This window comes from Nitritalea sp. (genome assembly GCF_054166705.1).
Map to the genome: position 1 here is coordinate 79,827 of NZ_JBSZCV010000019.1, position 20,407 is coordinate 100,233.

Consider the following 20,407-nt stretch of genomic DNA (forward strand, 5'->3'; position numbering starts at 1 on the left):
TAATGTAGTTATTCTTTTTATAACTATAAAGAAAGGTGTTAATCACTTCTCTAGAGGGAAGCTATGCCATAGGAGCTGGAGCGTGCTATTGAAAAAACTGAAGTTACAATCGGGCCTTATGTGGGTCTTTACGTTGCCATTGCTTCAGGCGGGGAGCCCAGATGCTGCGGCGGAGCAGGGAACTGCTATTTAGGTGGCTTGGCTTTAGGGCCGTACCTCTACCCCTTTCCAGAAGGCGACATATCCTTGGATGTTCGCGGCGGCGGGCCTGGTTTCGGGGTAGAACCAAGCGGCGTCCTGGTTGACCTCACCGTTTACTACTACATGATAATAGGAGGCCACCCCTTTCCAGGGGCAAGTGGTATGGGTGTCGGAGGGTTGGAAAAAGGCCTGCTTCAAGCTGTGGGCAGGGAAGTAATGGTTGCCTTCTACCTGTACGGTGCTGTCGGACTCGGCGATGATTTCTTGGTTCCAGATGGCTTTCATGGGGTCTCGTTTAGGTTGTTTTGGAGCAAATAGTCGTAGATGCGCTCGCCCCAGAAGTTGTTGGCCTGATCGGCATGTGGGCTTCCATCGGCTTGGCGCAGGGCATTCGGGTAGGGGGTGTTGTCGTTCCAGAGCCAAGCCAGTACGGGTACTTGCATGCGTGTGCTAGCGGCTAGGAAGGGGGCCACAGGCAGTGCTTGGCCAACATTCAGCACGCCCAATTCACCGATGAGGAAGGGCAGCTCGGCCTCTTGGAGTCTACGGAAGCGGGCTTCGATGGCTTGCTGGCTGCTATTTTCCGTCCATTTCTCATAGGCATGCAGATCAAAGAGCAGGTTGTAGCGACCTTCCAGCAGCTGATGGCCTTTTTCGAGGAGCGCTTCTTCGGACTGGCCCTGTTCATTTCCGGGGATGAGGATGATATTTGTAAAGTCAGGCACAGCGCGGAGGGCATCACTCATTTCGCTCATATCGCGCAGCCAGCGCTCATGGCTGTAGGCATTGGCATTATTCCAGTGGTAGGGCTCGTTCCAGACCTCTATCCAGACGTCGGGCTGTCCTTTAAACTGTTCTGCCAGTGCACGAAGGCGTATTAAGTAGTCTGGGTAGAAGTTTTGGTCGGAGGGATTTCTTCCGGTGAGCAGTGTTTGTTTTCCCTGCGCATCCACCCAGCCGAAGGGGCAGAGGATGGTGATGCGTCCATGCTGGCGGTTGGCATCCACGATTGTTTGTAGGGGGTGCAGCCAGGCGCCATCCGTTCCTTGGACTGGGCCTCCGGCCAAAGGCTGTTCGTTGAAGTTACCGATAAATTCGCGTACGATTTGGATGTTCCAGGCATCCATGAGTGTTTGGTCCACGAGTCCGAAGGACTGCATGGCATTTACGCCATTCGGAGTGATGGGGCCGAGGTTTTTGGAAAAAATTTGATGTCCGGCGATGTAGTAGGTGCTATCGATTTGTTCGGGCAGGAAGGGCTGTTGGGGCGTATCCGGAAAGGGGGGCGGGTTATCTGGTTCTTGCCAGCCGCAGGCTGCCAGCAGGGAAAGGGTCAGGAGGAGCAGGGTTTTGGGAAATCGAAGCATAGGAATACAAGGTAATCATTTTCTGCTACTTAAACGGCTGTAGAGCGCTAGGGGTTTTTCGACTTTTTACGGGCCCTGAACTGTCAGGGTGTGATTTTAGGGTGTGGGGGAGGCTTATGGTTTGATTTACTTATCTCACGCTTTGCCTTATCAATTTATTTTATTTGGAGAGGTTGATCATCCGTTTCATAGTATCAAATAAGGCCTGGTAGAAAGATTCGTCCTTTGCATACAATTTATACAACTCCAGCTCCTTTTTCCGCTGCTGCCCCATTACCTCATCTAAAATTTTCTTAAAGGCTAAGTCCCGGTTCTGAGAATCTCTATTATCAGCTACTTTGGTTTTAAAATCTGGGTGGGCTTGAATATGTCTGCTGATCGATATGAATTTCACCCGCTGATCTTTCGGTGTAGCATCCCAACATTGAAACCATCGGTCATTGAATGATTTGATGATTTCATCTAAGGGATCTTTTTCTTCACTGCCTCCATGGGCACCTCTTGGATTAGGGTTTTGTGGATCCAATTCGGTTGACGAATCGTCTAATCCAATGGTGTAGTTGAGCTTGGTTCTTTCTAAGCCATAGGTCGATAAATCAACAGATTCCAACAATTCATCTATCAATTCATCTTCCTTAGTCTTGACAATCAATTTAGGAATCAGGAATTTCAAAAACCAAAACAACTTTTCCCAAGGCAATACCTCATAGGGCATGATGGAAGCCATTTGTCCGTATATCTTCACAAACTGCTTCGCTTTGATTTTGAAGTCTGCCTTTTCATCGTCTTCCAAATCCAATGCTGCATTGAAGCGATCGGCGGCTGTATCGATGATGGGACTCAGTTGTTGCGCGTCTACACCTTCAAAATACTTACTTACAAAGTCTTCTACTTCTTCCCATTCATAAACACCCACATCATCCAAAGTCCCTTTCAATTCATGTAAAACATTGATATCTGTCGCTCCACTAAGTGAAGTGGACGTATAGAATGGATCAAAGGAGAGTTTAATTTCATCCACATCATTGAAAAAGTCCAGCACAAACAAATCTTCAGTTTTCTTCCCCAATTTATCGGCTGCACGATTTAAACGGCTTAATGCTTGAACGGCTAAAACTCCTTGTAGCTTTTTGTCCACATACATGGTACAAAGCTTGGGTTGATCAAAACCAGTCAAGTATTTATTGGCAACAACCAACATCCGATAATCATCAGAATCAAAGTGGTCTCTTGTATCCTTTTCTGCAAATCCATTTAAATCGGCTTCTGTATATTCAATTCCATCCACTGTTTTCTTACCCGAAAAGGCAATGGCTATTTTGAAAGGCATCCCTTTGTCATGAATGATTTGGTTGAGGGCCAAAAAATAGCGGATAGCAGATTCAATGTTTTGTGTAATCACCATCGCTTTCGCCTTCCCTTTGAGCTTCTTGGTGTTGTACACTTTGGTGATGAAGTGCTCCATGATGATTTCGGCCTTGGTAGCTATGGTTTGCTTGTGTCGCTCCACATAAGCACGGAGCTTTTTCTGTGCTTTTTTGGTGTCAAACAAGGGGTTGTCTTGAATGGACTTTTCTATTTCATAGTAGCTTTTATAGGTGGTGTAATTGGCTAAAACATCCAAAATAAAGCCTTCTTCAATGGCCTGCTTCATGGAGTACAGATGAAAAGGTTTGAAGCTGCCATCTTCCTGCTTTGTCCCAAATCGTTCCAATGTGGCATTTTTTGGGGTTGCTGTAAATGCCAAGTAAGATGCATTGCCCTTCATTTTTCGGGCTTGCATGGCTTTCAAAATGATATCTTGGCCATCTTCTTCCTCCTCGCCCTGAGCTTTGTCGAAGGGGTCTTCGATGTAATTCTTTCCCATAGCCTCATTCATCTTGCCGGCTGCTGTCCCACTCTGTGAACTGTGGGCCTCGTCAATAATAACTGCAAATCGCTTGTCGCTGAGGTCTGCTATGCCATCTACAATAAATGGGAATTTCTGAATGGTGGTAATGATGATTTTCTTGCCTTGTTCCAAACTCTCTTTCAAATCTCGAGATGAAAAGGCTGGGGCAACGATATTCTTAACTTCGGAGAATTCTTTGATATTTTCGCGCAACTGTTTGTCAAGCAAACGCCTATCGGTAACTACAATTACCGAATCAAATAGGGGGTTTTGAACCCCTTTTGAACCGGGCAAATCATCCCTTTCTGGATAAGTCTCTATCAGCTGATAGGCTGCCCACGTGATGGAATTTGATTTGCCAGAACCTGCCGAATGTTGAATCAAGTAGGTATGGCCTACGCCATTTTTGGAAGCATGATTGAGTAATTTCCGAACAACATCCAATTGATGATAGCGAGGAAAATATAGGGTTCTTTTTCCTAATGGATCTGTAGATTTTCCATCAAACCTCACGAAATGTTGAATAATAGTAGCCAAACTCTCTCTCGTAAAAATCTCCTCCCACAGGTAGGAAGACCGATGCCCAAATGGGTTAACAGGATTTCCTTTGCCATTATTGTTGCCTTTGTTAAACGGTAGAAAGAAAGAGTTATCCCCATCTAACTTGGTACACATATATACTTCATCGGTATCAACTGCAAAGTGCACCACGCATCGGCCAAACTGCAGCAATGGCTGACGAATATCTCTATCTTTCTTGTATTGACGGATGCCATGACTCTTGGCTGTTTGCCCGGTCCAGGCATTTTTGAGTTCCAGTGTGGCGATGGGCATGCCATTGATAAAAACCACCATGTCAATTTCTTCCTGCTGATTGTCGATATTATATCGAACTTGGCGAGTTACGCTGAACTCATTCTTTTCAAAATTAGCTTTTACAGCCTGACTACTGCTTGACATCGGAACTTGATAGAGCAAAGTGAAGTGGGCATCTTCTACTTCCAAGCCTTTGCGGAGCAATCGAAGTATCCCATATTTCTTGATCATACGGTCATAGCGCTCCACTATCTTAAGCTTCCAATCTGCTGACCGTTTGAGTTTACCCAACTCTTCTTCCTGTGTATTTTCCAAAAAATGCCAAAACCGTACTTCATCCAAAGCATATTTTGGATTGAAGTCATTGGCATCTCCCATGTAAAAACCATTGCCAGCACGATAGATCGCATGAGGTTCAGAAACTAGGCTGGCATCTCCGCCTTGTTCTTCTAGGGGAGAACCTGTTAGGGCTTTTTCTATGGCGGCTTCTAGGGCTGCTTCGTTGGTTTTACTTGGACTCATTGTCAGAACTTTGATTTATTTGATTTTTGGATTACCCTGATTCTTTTGATTGAACTTTTTGTTTTGTACCCTTTTAAATTGCAATGATTTTGCGCCGAAATTGATCAGAAGCCCTATTTCTAAATCATAAGCTTCCAGGTAATTGATCGCTTGTGCCAAATGTACATCCTCCAGTTGAACAAGCGCCTTCAGCTCTACCGCAATGATCCCTTCTACCAAAAAATCGACTCTTCTGGTGCCTATTTGCTGATTTTTGTAATAAACAGGTATGTTATACTCTCTTTTAAAGCTTATGCCCTCATCCGTCATTTCAATTTCTAAAGCTCGTTGATAAATGACTTCCTGAAATCCATTACCCAAAGCTGAATGCACCTTCATAGCGCTTCCAATAATTTGGGAGGTTAAATCAGAAAATTTATACTGTTCCTTAATCATTTCAAATCAGTTGATTATTAACATTAAAGCCTGAGGCAGAATCCTATGACTACTCTAATTCATAATATATAAGAAGAAATCACAAAAATCAATAAATCAAACAAATCATAGTTCAGACACCCTTATCTTCCCCGTCACAGCCCCATCTATCAGCGTTGATTTAAATTCCTTTAATTTCTCTATCTGTCGCCCCTGCAAACTTATCGCTTGATCTATCTTGGCAGATTGGGTTTCAATGTGGGCGACAATGGCGGTTTGTACATCTTTTGGGGGAATTGGAATTGGCAGATTGAAGAATGAATCCATATTAATACTATCCACCGTTGCTGCTTGTTGTCTTGTTTCAGTAAGGATTTTCGAGTTATTTCCTTGAATTAATCTGAGAAAATAAGGCGCGTAAAGAAGTTCTGAAAAAATCAAGCACTTAATATCCTGATTTATCGCCATGTCCTTAAGTAGTATTGAAAGTGCAAAAGTGTGCTGCAAAATTCCAGACCTTGTTACAAATACTACTGACCCTTTGGGAGCAATATTAGATGAAGAACGTTTCAATCCTTTTTCCGAAATCTCTCTATTAGTTTTGGATAAAAAATCACTTTTAATATCTACTGATGAAATCCATGGTATTCCTCCATCCCAGAATTCAATTTTGTCTGTGGAGGGAGTTCCCCCACTAAAGGAGTTTTTAACAAGATGTTTTATTTTCTTCACCTCCCACCACTCCGGTATCTCCCCAATCCATCCCACTCCGCTGTCTTTCATTCGTCTGAACTTTGATTTTTTATGATTGGTTGATGGACTTTGATTTTTTGAATCAGAATCAGCTAAATCAAAATCATCACACAAATCATAGTTCAGACCTTTGGTTACCAAATCTTGAATGATAATCTGCTTGCGTTCTTTGAGCAAGGCGATCATCTTTTCCTTTTGGGTAATGGCACGGTCTATTTTGGCGGTTTTATCATCAAGGAAAGTGGCGATGGCGGTTTGTTCTTGAATGGGAGGATAAACCAATAAACTATTGGCGATGTGATTGAAACTGATTGTTTGTCTAACTCCTGAACCTAAAAGTTTCATGTATGCAACATCATACCGATGAAGTAAATAATTGAAGTATGATTTATCCAATTCAATTGCGTTTTTCAAAACTATGTATCCTGAACTTACAACAACATTGATATGTTATAGACCTATTCTCAAGCTTATTAAGTCATAATTTAGATTTAGCGGATTTACTAGATATTCTCCTGCTAGAACTTCTTGATAAGATGCTTTCGTTGATTCTGGAATTTTCTCGTCATCCTTATAGACAACTTTCCCAAAGCTTATAGAGCCACATGGCAACTCTGGATTTGTCACCTTTTTCTTTTCTTGAAAAACATGTTTTAGTTTTTTAATTTCCCAATGCGTTGGTATTTCTGCTAGCCAATATTCCCCCGAATCCTTGTAAGCAGGGTATTTTTGAAATGTTGTATTTGTAGCTGTTATGGTCATTGGTCTGAATTTAATTGGGTTAAAATCATTTGGGTCAATCCATCCATCTTCGAAAAGGCAAACCACTTTTTCCCTAAGTCTTTTAAGGAAGCTCCCAAATGGTACAATTCCTTTTGGTCAATTATCAAAAAACGGTCGTGGCTTGCTTTTAGCTCACGGAGTTCAAAGCTATTGCCGAATTGTTGGTTGGCTTTTTGGAGGTCGAGGGTCAATTGTTTGCTCAAAGTTTTCGTGTATAAAAGCACCTTTACTTTTTTGCTTTTTTTGGCCAAATGGGTAAGGGTGCTTTCATCGATGTAATTGTCAATCAGTATGATTTCCTTCTTCGCCTTTTTGATGATGTTAGAGGCAAAGACATAAGCATCGAAGATTTGCCCATCAAAGAAAATGCCTTGGTTTGGTAGTTCATGTGTTTTCAGCTGTAAAGAAATCTGTTGCACTTCTTTGCTCAGGTTCTCATAGTTGCTTTCTATTCTGTCTATCCGTTGGTTTAGGGCATAGCCTTTCATCAGGTAATCTTTTAAAACCTTACTTGCCCAAACCCTAAATTGAGTTCCTCGTTTTGAATTCACTCTGTAGCCTACAGAAAGGATGGCATCTAAATTAAAATGTTCCACATTATAAGTTTTACCATCAGCAGCAGTTGTTGCAAAAAATGCAACAACTGAATTTTTATCTAATTCATGATCCTTAAAAATATTCTTCAGGTGTCTAGATATGACAGATTTATCCCTTTCAAAAAGATCAGCTATCTGATTGAGTGATAACCAAAAAGTCTCATTGGCTTCATCTAACCTTACCTCAATATGTTGTGGTAACTCATCTGACTGATATAGAATGATTTCATTTTTCACAGCGACTACATTTTCAAAATATCCATAATCAAGCCTTCGCTTTCCTCTTCCAAAGCTGAAATCTCGGCACTTACCTCTTCTAGACTTCGTAAAGGCTTGTGCTGATAGAAGTATTTGTTGAAACTGATCTCGTAGCCAATTTTGGTTTTGTCCAAATCAATCCAAGCTTCGGGAACATGCGGTTTTACCTCCCGTAGAAAATATGCATGTATGCTTTCATTCAAAGGTACATTTTCACTATCCCTCAGGTCGGATTGGGTTTCGTAAATAATGTACTCATTGGCTTTACCATTGGGGAAATAACCAAAATCAGGCAGTTGGGCTACCGTACAATCTAAATGCTGTAAAAGCTGGTCCAATTTATCTCCACTGAGCTTTTCTATTTTCTTAATGACCTTTGCTGCGGTTTCATCGTACCAAGTGACGGCTCCATAAATCTGATTTTTTTTCGCTTGCAGAGAGTTTGATTTTTTCAGTTTTCAGGACTCCGTCCACTTTGGCGCTGAATACATTAAAATCATCGTATTCATCAATACCTACTTTTTCTAAAAGTAGGATAGCTATTTCCAGCAAATCTTTTTGCTTTTGCCAAGTGGCTTTGGAAGTAAGTTCTTTACGCTTTTTGGCATTCAAGTCTAAACCGCTTTTCTCGCACCATTCCAAGATTTCCTTTTCAAGGGCTTTGATATCGGTATACACATTTTCGCCAAAAGTTTCGTAAGCCCACTGCATGGGTTCTCTCAGTGATTTATCAAAGCGCAGATCGGCTATGCGCTGGGCTGTGAATTGGGCTTTCAGTCTTGCCGGCCGATCAATGCTTACTTTGTAATACCCAAAATCAGTATTGTTAAAAACCTTGGCAGCTAGTCCATCTTCATTCTTGCGCTCGATTGCTGTGAAATTCAAATACGCATCCTGAATTTCACGGACATGCGTAGCAGTCAGTTCACAGTTTTTGGCACCCAGATTTTTTCGAAGCTTGGCAAAGCGCTGGGAGGCATCGATTAAAATGACTTTCCCTTGTCGGTTGCCGGCTTATTATTGGTCAAAAACCAGATGTAGGTAGTTATACCCGTATTGTAAAACAAATTATTGGGCAATTGGACAATACAGTCCAGCCAATCATTCTCTATGATGTGTCTTCGAATATTACTTTCCCCGCCACCTGCATCACCTGTAAACAAGCTGGAACCATTATGCACCGAGGCAATTCGGGAACCATGCTCACTTTGGCTTAAAGGCTTCATTTTGTTGACCATTTCCATCAAGAATAGTAATTGCCCATCCGATGACCTTGGCGTAGCGTCCACTTCTTCTTCATTGCCCCAGTAATCTTTCAGAGAGACTACAAATCGGGGGTCAATTATGTCTTTGCCGTCTTTGATGTATTTGACCTCACTTGCCCAAGACTTCCCATAAGGGGGGTTAGACAACATAAAATCAAAGGTGTGTCCTGAAAATTCATCCGTTGAAAGTGTAGATCCCACCCGGATATTTTCAGGGTTGTTGCCTTTGATCATCATATCCGACTTACAAATGGCATAGGTCTCGTCATTGATTTCTTTGCCATAGAGATATACATCTCCCATTGCTCGGATGGCTCCTTCTTCGTCTTTGATGAAGTTTTGGGATTCGGTCAACATCCCACCCGAACCACATGCAGGATCGTAAATGGTCATGACGGGAGGCAGTTTGTCTTTGATAGGGTCAAAAACGATGTGCGTCATCAAGTCAATCACTTCTCTTGGAGTGAAGTGTTCCCCCGCTTCTTCGTTGTTTTCCTCATTAAACTTCCGTATCAGCTCTTCAAACACATAACCCATCCCCAGGTTGGAAAGCGGGGGTAATTTCCTTCCATCAGGATCTTCCTTTTCAAAAGGCGTCAGGTTGATGGAAGAAGAAGTAAATTTCTCCAATACATCCAACAAGACATCTTTGGATGCCATGTGTCTGATTTGGCTTTTGAGCTTAAACTTCTCAATGATTTCCTTCACATTAGGACTGAAACCGTTCAGGTAGTCCTCAAAGTTAGCTTGTAGAATTTGTTGGCTGTTGGTAGCCGTATCATATAACCTTTGCAAGGTCCATTCACTGGTATTGTAAAATACATAACCACTCGCATCCCTCAGACCCGTTTCGTCCCATTCAGTAAACCCCGCTTCATCTCTCTGAAAAGCCAACTCTTCCATCACTGCTTCCTTGGTCGGTTCGAGCAAAGCATCCAATCTCCTCAACACAACCATGGGCAAGATGACATCTCTGTATTTTCCTCTGACATACACGTCTCTTAGGCAATCGTCAGCTATGGACCAGATAAAGGAGATGAGTCTAGTGTGTGCCGTTTGGTTCATAATTCAATTCGTTCAGTCTATTTTTTTTTAAGTTGTCGAGTCGGTTTTTCCTAATTTAAATAGAAGTGTCTACAAAAATAATAAATGAGTCAATACTATTCCGCCGTTATTATGCTGATAAGTATCAATCGATTTCATCTTTACAGAAATCCAATCAGCGTGGGTAGATTCACTCAAGAACTCAGATCAAATCATTTTCTAAAGCTGCATTTATCAAAGTAAAATTAGTTTTTGATTTTTACTTCAAACTCAAGGAGCATGCGATAGGGGGCTCCTGAAGTAGCAGTAACAATACAAATTATAGACAAGGTAACTCCTGGTAAAAAAAGAAAGAATACCCAATACCTATGGCGAAAAACCACAGAAAACCAGTACTTATTTTTGGCCTTAGTACTTTACCGTTCGCTTTCAGCACTCTGCTGACGGAATTTCTCTAATCTGTGGAATTTTCTGTCTAAGATAAATGAAATCCTAAGAATTTAAAACTTGGATAGGTTAAAAGTGAGGACAGTCTCATTTTTGATCAGTGCGTTTTGCCTTTCAAATGCTAAATTTTAGGTTTTTTCCGCTTAAAAGCAAGAGTAGCCTTGAGCCTAATGCCCATAACCCCGACTTGCTTAAGAGTTGGCCGCTGATCCATGTCATATCAAAATTGATACTAAATAAGGAGATGCTAAAGTGTTGCGGGGAACTTTTTCTCATACCAAAATTAGGCTTGTACGCTATCCCGCTCCACTACCACCCCTTCTCCAAAAAGCAATCTATAAATAAACACATGATTTCGCCTATTAAGTAGAAAAACTGAAGCGCATCCCGCTTTCCATTGAAAAATATGTAAAAAAACACTTAAATGTTACCGAAAAATAATATTCAATCGTACCTTTGAAAGGAGGAGAAGCAAAGGTCTGAAGTAGGACTTACTTTTTGGCCAGCGGCCAAATTAGGCCCTCTGCGGCGGCTACCGAAAATAAACGGTAAAAAGATGTCCTGCCCACTGCCTTTCCCGTATACACAGGGCGAACGAAATACATGCAGCGATGGAAGCGAAAAAATATGTGCAGGGAATACCGAAACCCACCTACCAGCGGGTCTTGATCGTGGGAGGAGGTTTCGCCGGCCTAAAAGTGGCCCGAGAACTTAAAGGCACTGGCTACCAGGTAGTCATGATCGATAAGAACAACTACCACCAGTTTCAGCCGCTCTACTATCAGGTGGCGACCTCCGGCCTGGAACCGAGCGCTATCGCCTTCCCCTTCCGTAAAGTGTTTAAGCGTGATGACAAGATGATTTTCCGCATGCTGGAGTTCAAGCAGGTGGACGTACAGGCCCGTGAAATCGAAACGGATGCCGGCTGGTTGCCTTATGACTACCTCGTGCTGGCCATCGGCGCTGATACGCACTTTTTCGGCATGGAAAACATCCGCAAGCATGCCACGCCCATGAAAACCATCTCGGAGGCGCTCTTTTTACGGAATAAATTGATTAGCAACTTCGAAGCGGCCTATAATACCGATGACCTGCAGAAGCGGGAGGCACTCCTGAATGTGGTCGTCGTGGGTGGTGGGCCCACAGGGGTGGAGCTCGCCGGCGCCATCGCGGAGATGCGGCGGGATGCCCTTCCTCTGGACTATCCGACCATGGACTGGAAGCGCATGCGGGTATGCCTGCTGGAGGCGAGCCCGCGCCTGCTGAATGGCATGTCCGAAGCGAGTGGACAGAAATCGCTGGCCTTTTTGGAGAAATTAGGCGTAGATGTGACGCTAAATGCCGCCGTAAAGGATTTTGATGGCGAGCATGTCCTGGTGGCCGATGGCCAAAAAATCGCTGCCAAGACTCTGATATGGGCAGCAGGAGTGCGTGCCAACCCAGTGCCCGGACTTCCAGAGGAGGCGTTTTTACCGAACGGGCGCATCCAGGTGAACCGCTTTAACCAGGTGGAGTCCGCCCCAGGGGTGTTTGCCATCGGCGATCTGGCTTGGATGGCTACGCCAAAATTCCCGAAGGGGCATCCCCAAGTGGCGCAGGTGGCTATCCAACAGGCGAAAAATCTGGCCTACAACTTCCGCTCGCTTGAGAAGGAGCGGCGCTGGGAGGAGTTCGAATATAAGGACCTGGGCAGTATGGCCACAGTGGGCCAAAAGCTGGCGGTGGTGGATCTTCCTTACCTGAGCTTCCAGGGCTTTATCGCTTGGCTCGTATGGCTTTTTGTGCATCTTATGGCCATCGTGGGGGTAAAAAACCGCTTGTTTATCTTCCTCAACTGGGCCTGGAGCTACCTCTCCTTCGATGCCTCCCTGCGGCTACTTATTCGTCCGGTGCAGCCCAAACCGGAGGCGCCGGCTACTACCGAATGGTCCGATCAGGTGCTGGCGCAGGTGGGAAAAGCAGGGCAGGAGGTGCCGCCAGCGGCAAAGCACGATGATTCGGAGCGCAAGACCTCGCGAGTCGTTTAAAAACGTTTTTGCTCCGACTTCTTTCCTCAGGGTTTCCGATATTTCCACCCTTACTAAATTTTTATGCTATGGAAAACTATCTGAAATACCTGATGGAGGACATCGACGAAATTTTGCGCGTGCCGCGCTACATAGAAAGAATGGACTTTGATGTCGGTGATTTGGATGCCATGGGGGGGCTTCCTGACACCTCTTTAGAAGAGGAGGATGCCCTTTTCATGGATTTTACTGCTTCTGGAGAGCTATATGGTTTTCTCGAGGAGGAAGAGGAGGATGACGAGGACGATGATGATGATATCTTTTTATTCAGTGTTTACGAGGAGGGATTAAGGGTCATCGAGGAGGCGGCCGCTATCGAAGAGGACTTCCCGGACCCGGATTTTAGCAAGCCCCTGAAGCTACACAAGCAGCATCCAAAAAGTTTTGCGAGCTTTTGTGGTCTGGACCTCGCGGCTTTCCCTGAAGAACGGCTGCTTAATGAGCGGCAGCTCCGAAGTTTGTCGGATAAAATCGCCGAGCTTTTCCAGTACTACAACTTAGAACCTATATTTCGGACGCATCTGCCGGTAAGAAGAGCCTATGTGCTGTTGTTGCATTGTCTATCGACACCTCAGCCGATCGTGCAGTTTGGGACTCTTTATTTGAACTTCTGTTCCGGAGATTTAGAGGGGTGCATGCATGAGGAGTTTTGCGCCTGCGCCAAAACGTTAGCCGAAATGGAAGCGGAAGAGCAGCAGGCTGCCCAGTTGGACGCAAACAAGGAGGAGGACAAGAAGGAGGAAGATTTTCCGGACAAACGGGCCAGCTGAGGGGATGTAGGCTGCTGTGGCGAACAGTTTTTTCCCGTTTTCGTTCTATATAGTATGAAAACGAACAAGAACCACACTTCCATAGATCCATTTACACATGAAATCGATAGCATCCCGAAGGCGGCTTATCAGCGCATTGTCATCGTAGGAGGCGGCTTCGCTGGACTCCGGCTGGCGCGCGAACTGAAAGGGACCGACTATCAGGTAGTCATGCTGGATAAAAACAACTACCATCAGTTTCAGCCACTCTTTTACCAGGTCGCCACATCGGGTTTAGAGCCAAGTGCGATCTCTTTTCCGATTCGAAAGGTGTTTAAAAAGCATGACAATTTATTTTTTCGAATGATGGAGCTTTTGGAAGTGGATACCGAGGGCAAGCGGGTGATCACAGACAAAGGCTATCTTACTTATGACTATCTGGTGCTGGCCATGGGCGGGGATACCGCCTATTTTGGGATGAAAAATGTGCAGAAGTATGCCACGCCTATGAAAACTGTTTCCGAGGCTCTTTTTTTACGGAATAAGTTGATCAGTAACTTTGAAGAAGCCTATAACACGAATGATCGTGCGGAGCGGGAGACCCTTATGAATGTGGTCGTAGTGGGGGGTGGCCCAACGGGCGTGGAGCTAGCAGGCGCGATTGCGGAGATGAAAAAATATGCATTGCCTTATGACTATCCGACCATGGACTGGACACAGATGGAGGTTTACCTGGTGGAGATGAGTCCGCGGCTGCTAAATGGTATGTCGGATGCCTCGGGAGAAAAGTCTTTGGAATTTTTAGAGCGGCTGGGCGTAAAGGTGCGTCTCAACTGTGCCGTGGAAGACTACGACGGAGAGGAGGTCAAGTTGGCTGGAGAGGAGACGATCCGCACGCAGACCTTGATCTGGGCGGCTGGCATTCAGGCCAACCCTGTTCCCGGCTTACCCGAAGCGGTGTTCGGCGCAGGGGGACGTATTCAAACGAACACCTACCATCAAGTGGAGGGCTTGGATGGCGTGTATGTATTGGGCGACCTAGCCCTTACTCCTGATGAAAATTTCCAGGAGGGCCATCCGCAGGTGGCGCAGGTGGCCATCCAGCAGGCGAGCAATTGTGCGTATAATTTTAAATCGCTCTTAAAAAACAGACCGTTTAAGTCCTTTTTATACAAGGATTTAGGGACGATGGCCACGATTGGGCGCAAGAAAGCGGTAGTAGATTTACCATTCTTCAGTTTTCAGGGCTTTTTCGCCTGGTTGGCGTGGTTGTTTGTGCACCTGATGGCGATCGTGGGGGTGAAAAACCGCTTGTTTATCTTTTTAAATTGGGCCTGGAGTTATTTGTCTTTTGATGCATCGTTACGTCTGCTGATTCGTCCTGTGCTGCCGAAATTTGAGGCCGAGGAGGTGCGGGAGCGGATGGTAGAAGATCCGAAGGCAAAGGTGGATGAGCGCGTGTGATGGCTTGCCTGCAAGGTATGTAAAGGTTTCGTGCTGGTCATATAAAGGTTACAGGCTGGCGATTTCACTGTCCATCCAGCTGGCGCGGGTTTTCAGGAACTGCTTTAATGCTTCTATACTTTCCTCGTAGTTCACACCGATGCCTTGGTCCCAGAGCTCGTAATTTCTTTTTACGGCTCCATTTGAGACGAGGTAATCCGCGAAACTGTCCACGAGGGAAAGCATGGCCTGGTCAGTTAGTGGGCCACGACGGAAGTGCGTCCATCTTTCCTTTAGCACAGCTCTGAAGTAGGAGTCCTCCATGAGTCTAGGCCACCAGAAGGGAACCATCCAGGGGTCGTTTCCTACAAGATCATTATACCGCATCACCCAAGTATTCATGGGGATACGTTCTCCTTCATCGAAGCCTATGTTCATATCCCAGATGGGGCCCATGGCTAACTTTCCATCCCGATCTTTCTGCAGGTAGGTGCTAATCCTGTAGGCATCGACATTTCGACAGAGCTCATTGAGAATAAAATAGTCCACGAAGCTTTCGATTTCGATGTAGTCGAGGTAGCTCCTTTCGTTTTTCGAAAAGTCATCGCTGCTCAGTGCCGTTTCAAAAGCATGTATGTAGTTTTGGATGTAGGCATCGTGTGCCGGAATGGTGTTTCTTCTTCTCGGGTAGTCGTAAAGAAAATAGGTCTCTCGATACATGTTGGGATGATAAGGAGGGCCAAAGGGCTCTGTTTCCAGCTTTTGGCCTAAAATGTCATAGTGACTTCGGAAGCTATTTTCGGCTGTGTAGCGGGCATCATCGTCCCAGTTGTTATAGAAGTAACTCAAGGGCAGTCCGATGCCTGCTTCACCTATGGAAGACTTATCGATGGTCAGGAGGTAGCCTCCTGAAATATTTTCTGAGTCTGCTCGCAGGGCACGGATATCGATTCTATCCCGACCTCTTTTTAGTCTTTCCATGAACGCATAGACGCCCATGTAGACGCCATTGACTTCTATTTCCACGAACTGGCTTCTGGCGGCGTACCGTCCGATGCTTCGGGAGAGTGCATATCCTAATGGGTTATACATTAAGCTTTTGTCCCATATATAGTTGTCTTGCACATTGACGACATGTCCGACGATCCTCCAGTCATCTAATTCGGGCATCCCAAAAAATGCCACGTCGATGCTGTTTCCGGCGTCATCGACTGTTTCTATGTTAAACCCCTTTTTTTCGGAGAGCCGGAAGGAAGTCTTGCCTCTGTACTCGATTCCGATCCGCTGTTCCTGCACTAATTTCTTCTTTTGGTAGACTTTTAGGGAGCCGGGAACCTTCGGTTCAAAGGGGATGTCGCTTTCGCTGCTGATGACTAGATAAGGGATTTCGCTATCGCCTACATCTAGGGCGAACACTTGTTCATCATCTCCCTTCGGGAGTTCTTTTTCTAAGGGTTCCTGGCAGGCGGTAAAGAGTAGGGCTAGTACAGCCAACATAAGGGGGGGCAGCGCGTGACGGGATGTCGGTAGGAACTTTTTCTTCATGGTTTTTATGGGTCGATAGGGAATTTAGTGCTTTCAAGCGATAAATTCAATTTTTAGGGTGATTTTATGTTTTCGGGGGAAAGTGTAGCTGTGGAAAAATCTGCAGGTATGGTGATAGGAAAGGTCGAATGTTGCTAGTGTTTGAGGGCTGCTTTCAGCGCTTTAAAATCTCTTTTATTTCCTTGCGCTGGTGCGAAAAATACCCTATCTTTCGGCTATTGTTAACGCCAAGATGGAGTTTATAAACGTAAAACTAAAGATTTTTGATAGAGTTTTAATTTGTAACTCACTGAAAATCAAAACGAACTGGAGTTAGCTGTCAGAGTACCACATCCACTAAAACAAGGATTAAGACAATTTGACGAATATTCTAATGCGTCAAATGGAGGAGTCAGAGTACCACATCCACTAAAACAAGGATTAAGACAATAATTAAACGCATGGTTGACACTATTAAACACAGTCAGAGTACCACATCCACTAAAACAAGGATTAAGACGCCTTAATATAGGCTGTCAGGTTATGAAATCCATAGTCAGAGTACCACATCCACTAAAACAAGGATTAAGACGACATTTCAAAGGTAGCAAGCTTTTTTTAATTGTCAAGTCAGAGTACCACATCCACTAAAACAAGGATTAAGACTCCTCGATCTGTACGAGGACATCACTGGTTGATTTGTCAGAGTACCACATCCACTAAAACAAGGATTAAGACTTTGTGCATTTTCCATAGCAATTGAATTTAATTTAAGTCAGAGTACCACATCCACTAAAACAAGGATTAAGACCCCCCTCTAAGGTCGGAGCATGAGACGGAGAAGTGTCAGAGTACCACATCCACTAAAACAAGGATTAAGACCCCTCCAGAAAAGAGAGAAAAAACTGTTTCTCCCTGTCAGAGTACCACATCCACTAAAACAAGGATTAAGACCAGCACCCATCATGCGGAGTACTTGCTTGAGCTCAGCGTCAGAGTACCACATCCACTAAAACAAGGATTAAGACTAAACAACCCCATGATTTCGTCAATGAACAGACTGTCAGAGTACCACATCCACTAAAACAAGGATTAAGACGCTTCGCAAAAATCTTTTATGTTCGTTATTTTCATAGTCAGAGTACCACATCCACTAAAACAAGGATTAAGACTCGCGATCATAATTTTTAATGTAGTTGTCATAACTTGTCAGAGTACCACATCCACTAAAACAAGGATTAAGACAATGTTTGTGAAATCCCAGCCGAGGTTTTCGAGTTGTCAGAGTACCACATCCACTAAAACAAGGATTAAGACTTCAAAATAAGCGCTGTTAAGAAAATTGTCGGTGTCAGAGTACCACATCCACTAAAACAAGGATTAAGACCGAGCATTAATTTTAATGTAGTTTTCATAGCAAGGTCAGAGTACCACATCCACTAAAACAAGGATTAAGACACCGCAAAAATACTCTTCATGTACTTGACAAAAGTGTCAGAGTACCACATCCACTAAAACAAGGATTAAGACAACGCCGCTACTATTCCTTTCTCCTCATCTGTAAGGTCAGAGTACCACATCCACTAAAACAAGGATTAAGACCAATGTCTAACATCTTTCCCGCCTCTTTAATCTTAGTCAGAGTACCACATCCACTAAAACAAGGATTAAGACTCAGCTCCTTTAAGGGACAAGGCTAAATAAGCTTCTGTCAGAGTACCACATCCACTAAAACAAGGATTAAGACCCCAGAATGCAATCGTGAGCGAACACGGGCTTGGTCAGAGTACCACATCCACTAAAACAAGGATTAAGACTACATACTGGAATCCATAAATCTACGCCTTGAGATGTCAGAGTACCGCATCCACTAAAACAAGGATTAAGACACTGGACTTCGTCCCAAAAGTTGAGAGGAACCCATGTCAGAGTACCACATCCACTAAAACAAGGATTAAGACAAAGGATTTCAATACCAGAAGATCTGTCCACTTCCGTCAGAGTACCACATCCACTAAAACAAGGATTAAGACGCTGACAAGAAAGTTAAGAACGGGTATCCGTTCTTGTCAGAGTACCACATCCACTAAAACAAGGATTAAGACTTTAGTTAGTACAAAATAAAAATAAAAAACAGAGCCTGTCAGAGTACCACATCCACTAAAACAAGGATTAAGACCAGCCTCGTTAGAGGCTGACAAGAAAGTTAAAAACGTCAGAGTACCACATCCACTAAAACAAGGATTAAGACTATATAACTCTTTCTATAAATCAACTCTCCATTTAGTCAGAGTACCACATCCACTAAAACAAGGATTAAGACTTTGATTACTTAACAAGCTAAACACGCTAGGAGGGTCAGAGTACCACATCCACTAAAACAAGGATTAAGACTGTGTTTCAACCTCAATATAATAATCGTGTTCAGGGTCAGAGTACCACATCCACTAAAACAAGGATTAAGACACTCTTTATACCTTAACATAGGATCGGTTTCGGCTAAAGTCAGAGTACCACATCCACTAAAACAAGGATTAAGACTTTAACTAATACGTAGTTGTCTTTTAAAAGGTCAATGTCAGAGTACCACATCCACTAAAACAAGGATTAAGACCACCTCTTCCAAGGTGAAAATTTTCTCTACGCCAAGGTCAGAGTACCACATCCACTAAAACAAGGATTAAGACTCTTTGATATTGATTATTTTCATAATTTTGGTTAGTGTCAGAGTACCACATCCACTAAAACAAGGATTAAGACAAGGTGACATCAGCACATAAAATGCTTTTGTCACCGTCAGAGTACCACATCCACTAAAACAAGGATTAAGACAGGTCAATAATTTGCCCTTTAACTTGTAAACCATTGTCAGAGTACCACATCCACTAAAACAAGGATTAAGACACTGAAAAATATATGTTCTCAGCCTCGTTAGAGGCGTCAGAGTACCACATCCACTAAAACAAGGATTAAGACAATTTTTCATCATGTCATTGTTTAATGTTAAAATTGTCAGAGTACCACATCCACTAAAACAAGGATTAAGACTTGTTTGCTTGTTTGTTTCGATGGACTTTCCTACTGTCAGAGTACCACATCCACTAAAACAAGGATTAAGACAAAACGCCCCTGTTTTAATGCGATACAACTTTTAAGTCAGAGTACCACATCCACTAAAACAAGGATTAAGACGTTCTCCCGAAATTGTGTACTTTACTTTGATTTTGTCAGAGTACCACATCCACTAAAACAAGGATTAAGACCCTTCCGCAGTGATCGATAGATTCCGCCATTAGTTGTCAGAGTACCACATCCACTAAAACAAGGATTAAGACCCTTTCGCTATATTCTATTTCAGAAATAAGCGCATAGTCAGAGTACCACATCCACTAAAACAAGGATTAAGACTTCTGCTTCTACATCCAAAAAATAGTACGCATGTAAGTCAGAGTACCACATCCACTAAAACAAGGATTAAGACAACGTTCTCAGCCTCGTTAGAGGCATTGAGAAAAGGTCAGAGTACCACATCCACTAAAACAAGGATTAAGACATTTTGATTTTCCCGTTAACATCATTGATAGGAAGGTCAGAGTACCACATCCACTAAAACAAGGATTAAGACAACACTATCCCACTTGTACTCCAACTGTAAGAAGTTGTCAGAGTACCACATCCACTAAAACAAGGATTAAGACAATAACAGAAAGATCTTTAAATCTTTCTACTATATCGTCAGAGTACCACATCCACTAAAACAAGGATTAAGACACATGGATTACCAATGAAGGCTCTCCTGCAACATAGTCAGAGTACCACATCCACTAAAACAAGGATTAAGACCACAATCCGAAAAGCCAACCTTATTATGTCCAACGGTCAGAGTACCACATCCACTAAAACAAGGATTAAGACTTCTCTATTTTTTACGTAATATCTAATTGTAGAATTGTCAGAGTACCACATCCACTAAAACAAGGATTAAGACAATTAAAGGTTAAACATAATCCCTTATTTGGAACGGTCAGAGTACCACATCCACTAAAACAAGGATTAAGACGTTTAATTTGGTTAACCTAAGTATTCAATAAGTAACGTCAGAGTACCACATCCACTAAAACAAGGATTAAGACTTTTCTCAAGAAAGACAATTAATTGACTTTCTAGAGTGTCAGAGTACCACATCCACTAAAACAAGGATTAAGACACTTGAGAAAATTCCTGTTGTAGTTTAGGATCCAGTCAGAGTACCACATCCACTAAAACAA

The 20,407-nt window shown here is 43.5% G+C and carries 14 protein-coding genes and 1 CRISPR repeat array; of the genes, 3 read left to right on the forward strand and 11 right to left on the reverse strand.

What is annotated here, in order from left to right; genetic code table 11:
- Nucleotides 1-204: 204 nt before the first annotated feature.
- From ACXIT9_RS13445 to ACXIT9_RS13490, 10 genes are all read right to left on the reverse strand, one after another.
- Nucleotides 205-486: a DUF427 domain-containing protein gene (locus ACXIT9_RS13445; RefSeq protein ID WP_458056759.1), complete on the reverse strand. Its 282-nt coding sequence runs from the start codon at nt 484-486 to the stop codon at nt 205-207.
- Nucleotides 483-1,568, reverse strand: a complete 1,086-nt coding sequence (locus ACXIT9_RS13450) for a cellulase family glycosylhydrolase (protein WP_458056760.1) — start codon at nt 1,566-1,568, stop codon at nt 483-485. Before ACXIT9_RS13450 ends, ACXIT9_RS13445 begins: the two co-directional genes overlap by 4 nt.
- Before the next feature lie 160 nt (nt 1,569-1,728).
- Nucleotides 1,729-4,797, reverse strand: coding sequence for a type I restriction endonuclease subunit R (locus ACXIT9_RS13455; RefSeq protein WP_458056761.1), 3,069 nt, complete (start codon nt 4,795-4,797; stop codon nt 1,729-1,731).
- A 15-nt stretch (nt 4,798-4,812) separates the two neighbouring features.
- A complete protein-coding gene (locus tag ACXIT9_RS13460; protein ID WP_458056762.1) occupies nt 4,813-5,232 on the reverse strand; it encodes a GxxExxY protein in 420 nt (139 codons plus the stop codon).
- A 105-nt stretch (nt 5,233-5,337) separates the two neighbouring features.
- A complete protein-coding gene (locus ACXIT9_RS13465) occupies nt 5,338-6,411 on the reverse strand; it encodes a restriction endonuclease subunit S (protein ID WP_458056773.1) in 1,074 nt (357 codons plus the stop codon).
- A 3-nt stretch (nt 6,412-6,414) separates the two neighbouring features.
- Nucleotides 6,415-6,726 (reverse strand): hypothetical protein, encoded by a 312-nt coding sequence (locus ACXIT9_RS13470; RefSeq protein WP_458056763.1) that lies wholly within the window; start codon nt 6,724-6,726, stop codon nt 6,415-6,417.
- Nucleotides 6,723-7,580 (reverse strand): virulence RhuM family protein, encoded by an 858-nt coding sequence (locus tag ACXIT9_RS13475; RefSeq protein WP_458056764.1) that lies wholly within the window; start codon nt 7,578-7,580, stop codon nt 6,723-6,725. Before ACXIT9_RS13475 ends, ACXIT9_RS13470 begins: the two co-directional genes overlap by 4 nt.
- 5 nt (nt 7,581-7,585) lie before the next feature.
- Entirely contained in the window at nt 7,586-7,939 is a 354-nt protein-coding gene (locus ACXIT9_RS13480) for a hypothetical protein (protein ID WP_458056765.1), read from the reverse strand.
- 49 nt (nt 7,940-7,988) lie between these two features.
- Nucleotides 7,989-8,486: a hypothetical protein gene (locus tag ACXIT9_RS13485; RefSeq protein ID WP_458056766.1), complete on the reverse strand. Its 498-nt coding sequence runs from the start codon at nt 8,484-8,486 to the stop codon at nt 7,989-7,991.
- A gap of 98 nt (nt 8,487-8,584) precedes the next feature.
- Nucleotides 8,585-9,931 carry a type I restriction-modification system subunit M gene (locus ACXIT9_RS13490; protein WP_458056767.1) on the reverse strand — a complete coding sequence of 449 codons (1,347 nt, stop codon included), beginning with the start codon at nt 9,929-9,931 and terminating at the stop codon, nt 8,585-8,587.
- 1,037 nt (nt 9,932-10,968) lie between these two features.
- On the opposite strand from ACXIT9_RS13490, the gene ACXIT9_RS13495 reads away from it, so the two are divergent.
- From ACXIT9_RS13495 to ACXIT9_RS13505, 3 genes are all read left to right on the forward strand, one after another.
- Nucleotides 10,969-12,384 carry an NAD(P)/FAD-dependent oxidoreductase gene (locus ACXIT9_RS13495; RefSeq protein ID WP_458056768.1) on the forward strand — a complete coding sequence of 472 codons (1,416 nt, stop codon included), beginning with the start codon at nt 10,969-10,971 and terminating at the stop codon, nt 12,382-12,384.
- Between the two features lie 68 nt (nt 12,385-12,452).
- Nucleotides 12,453-13,193 carry a hypothetical protein gene (locus ACXIT9_RS13500; protein WP_458056769.1) on the forward strand — a complete coding sequence of 247 codons (741 nt, stop codon included), beginning with the start codon at nt 12,453-12,455 and terminating at the stop codon, nt 13,191-13,193.
- Between the two features lie 54 nt (nt 13,194-13,247).
- Nucleotides 13,248-14,636 carry an NAD(P)/FAD-dependent oxidoreductase gene (locus ACXIT9_RS13505; RefSeq protein ID WP_458056770.1) on the forward strand — a complete coding sequence of 463 codons (1,389 nt, stop codon included), beginning with the start codon at nt 13,248-13,250 and terminating at the stop codon, nt 14,634-14,636.
- Nucleotides 14,637-14,684: 48 nt separating this feature from the next.
- Here the strand turns inward: ACXIT9_RS13505 and ACXIT9_RS13510 are convergent, their stop codons facing one another.
- Nucleotides 14,685-16,160, reverse strand: a complete 1,476-nt coding sequence (locus tag ACXIT9_RS13510; protein ID WP_458056771.1) for a CotH kinase family protein — start codon at nt 16,158-16,160, stop codon at nt 14,685-14,687.
- Between the two features lie 318 nt (nt 16,161-16,478).
- A CRISPR array of direct repeats spans nt 16,479-20,346; the repeat unit is 37 nt; unit sequence GTCAGAGTACCACATCCACTAAAACAAGGATTAAGAC.
- The last annotated feature ends 61 nt before the right edge of the window (nt 20,347-20,407 follow it).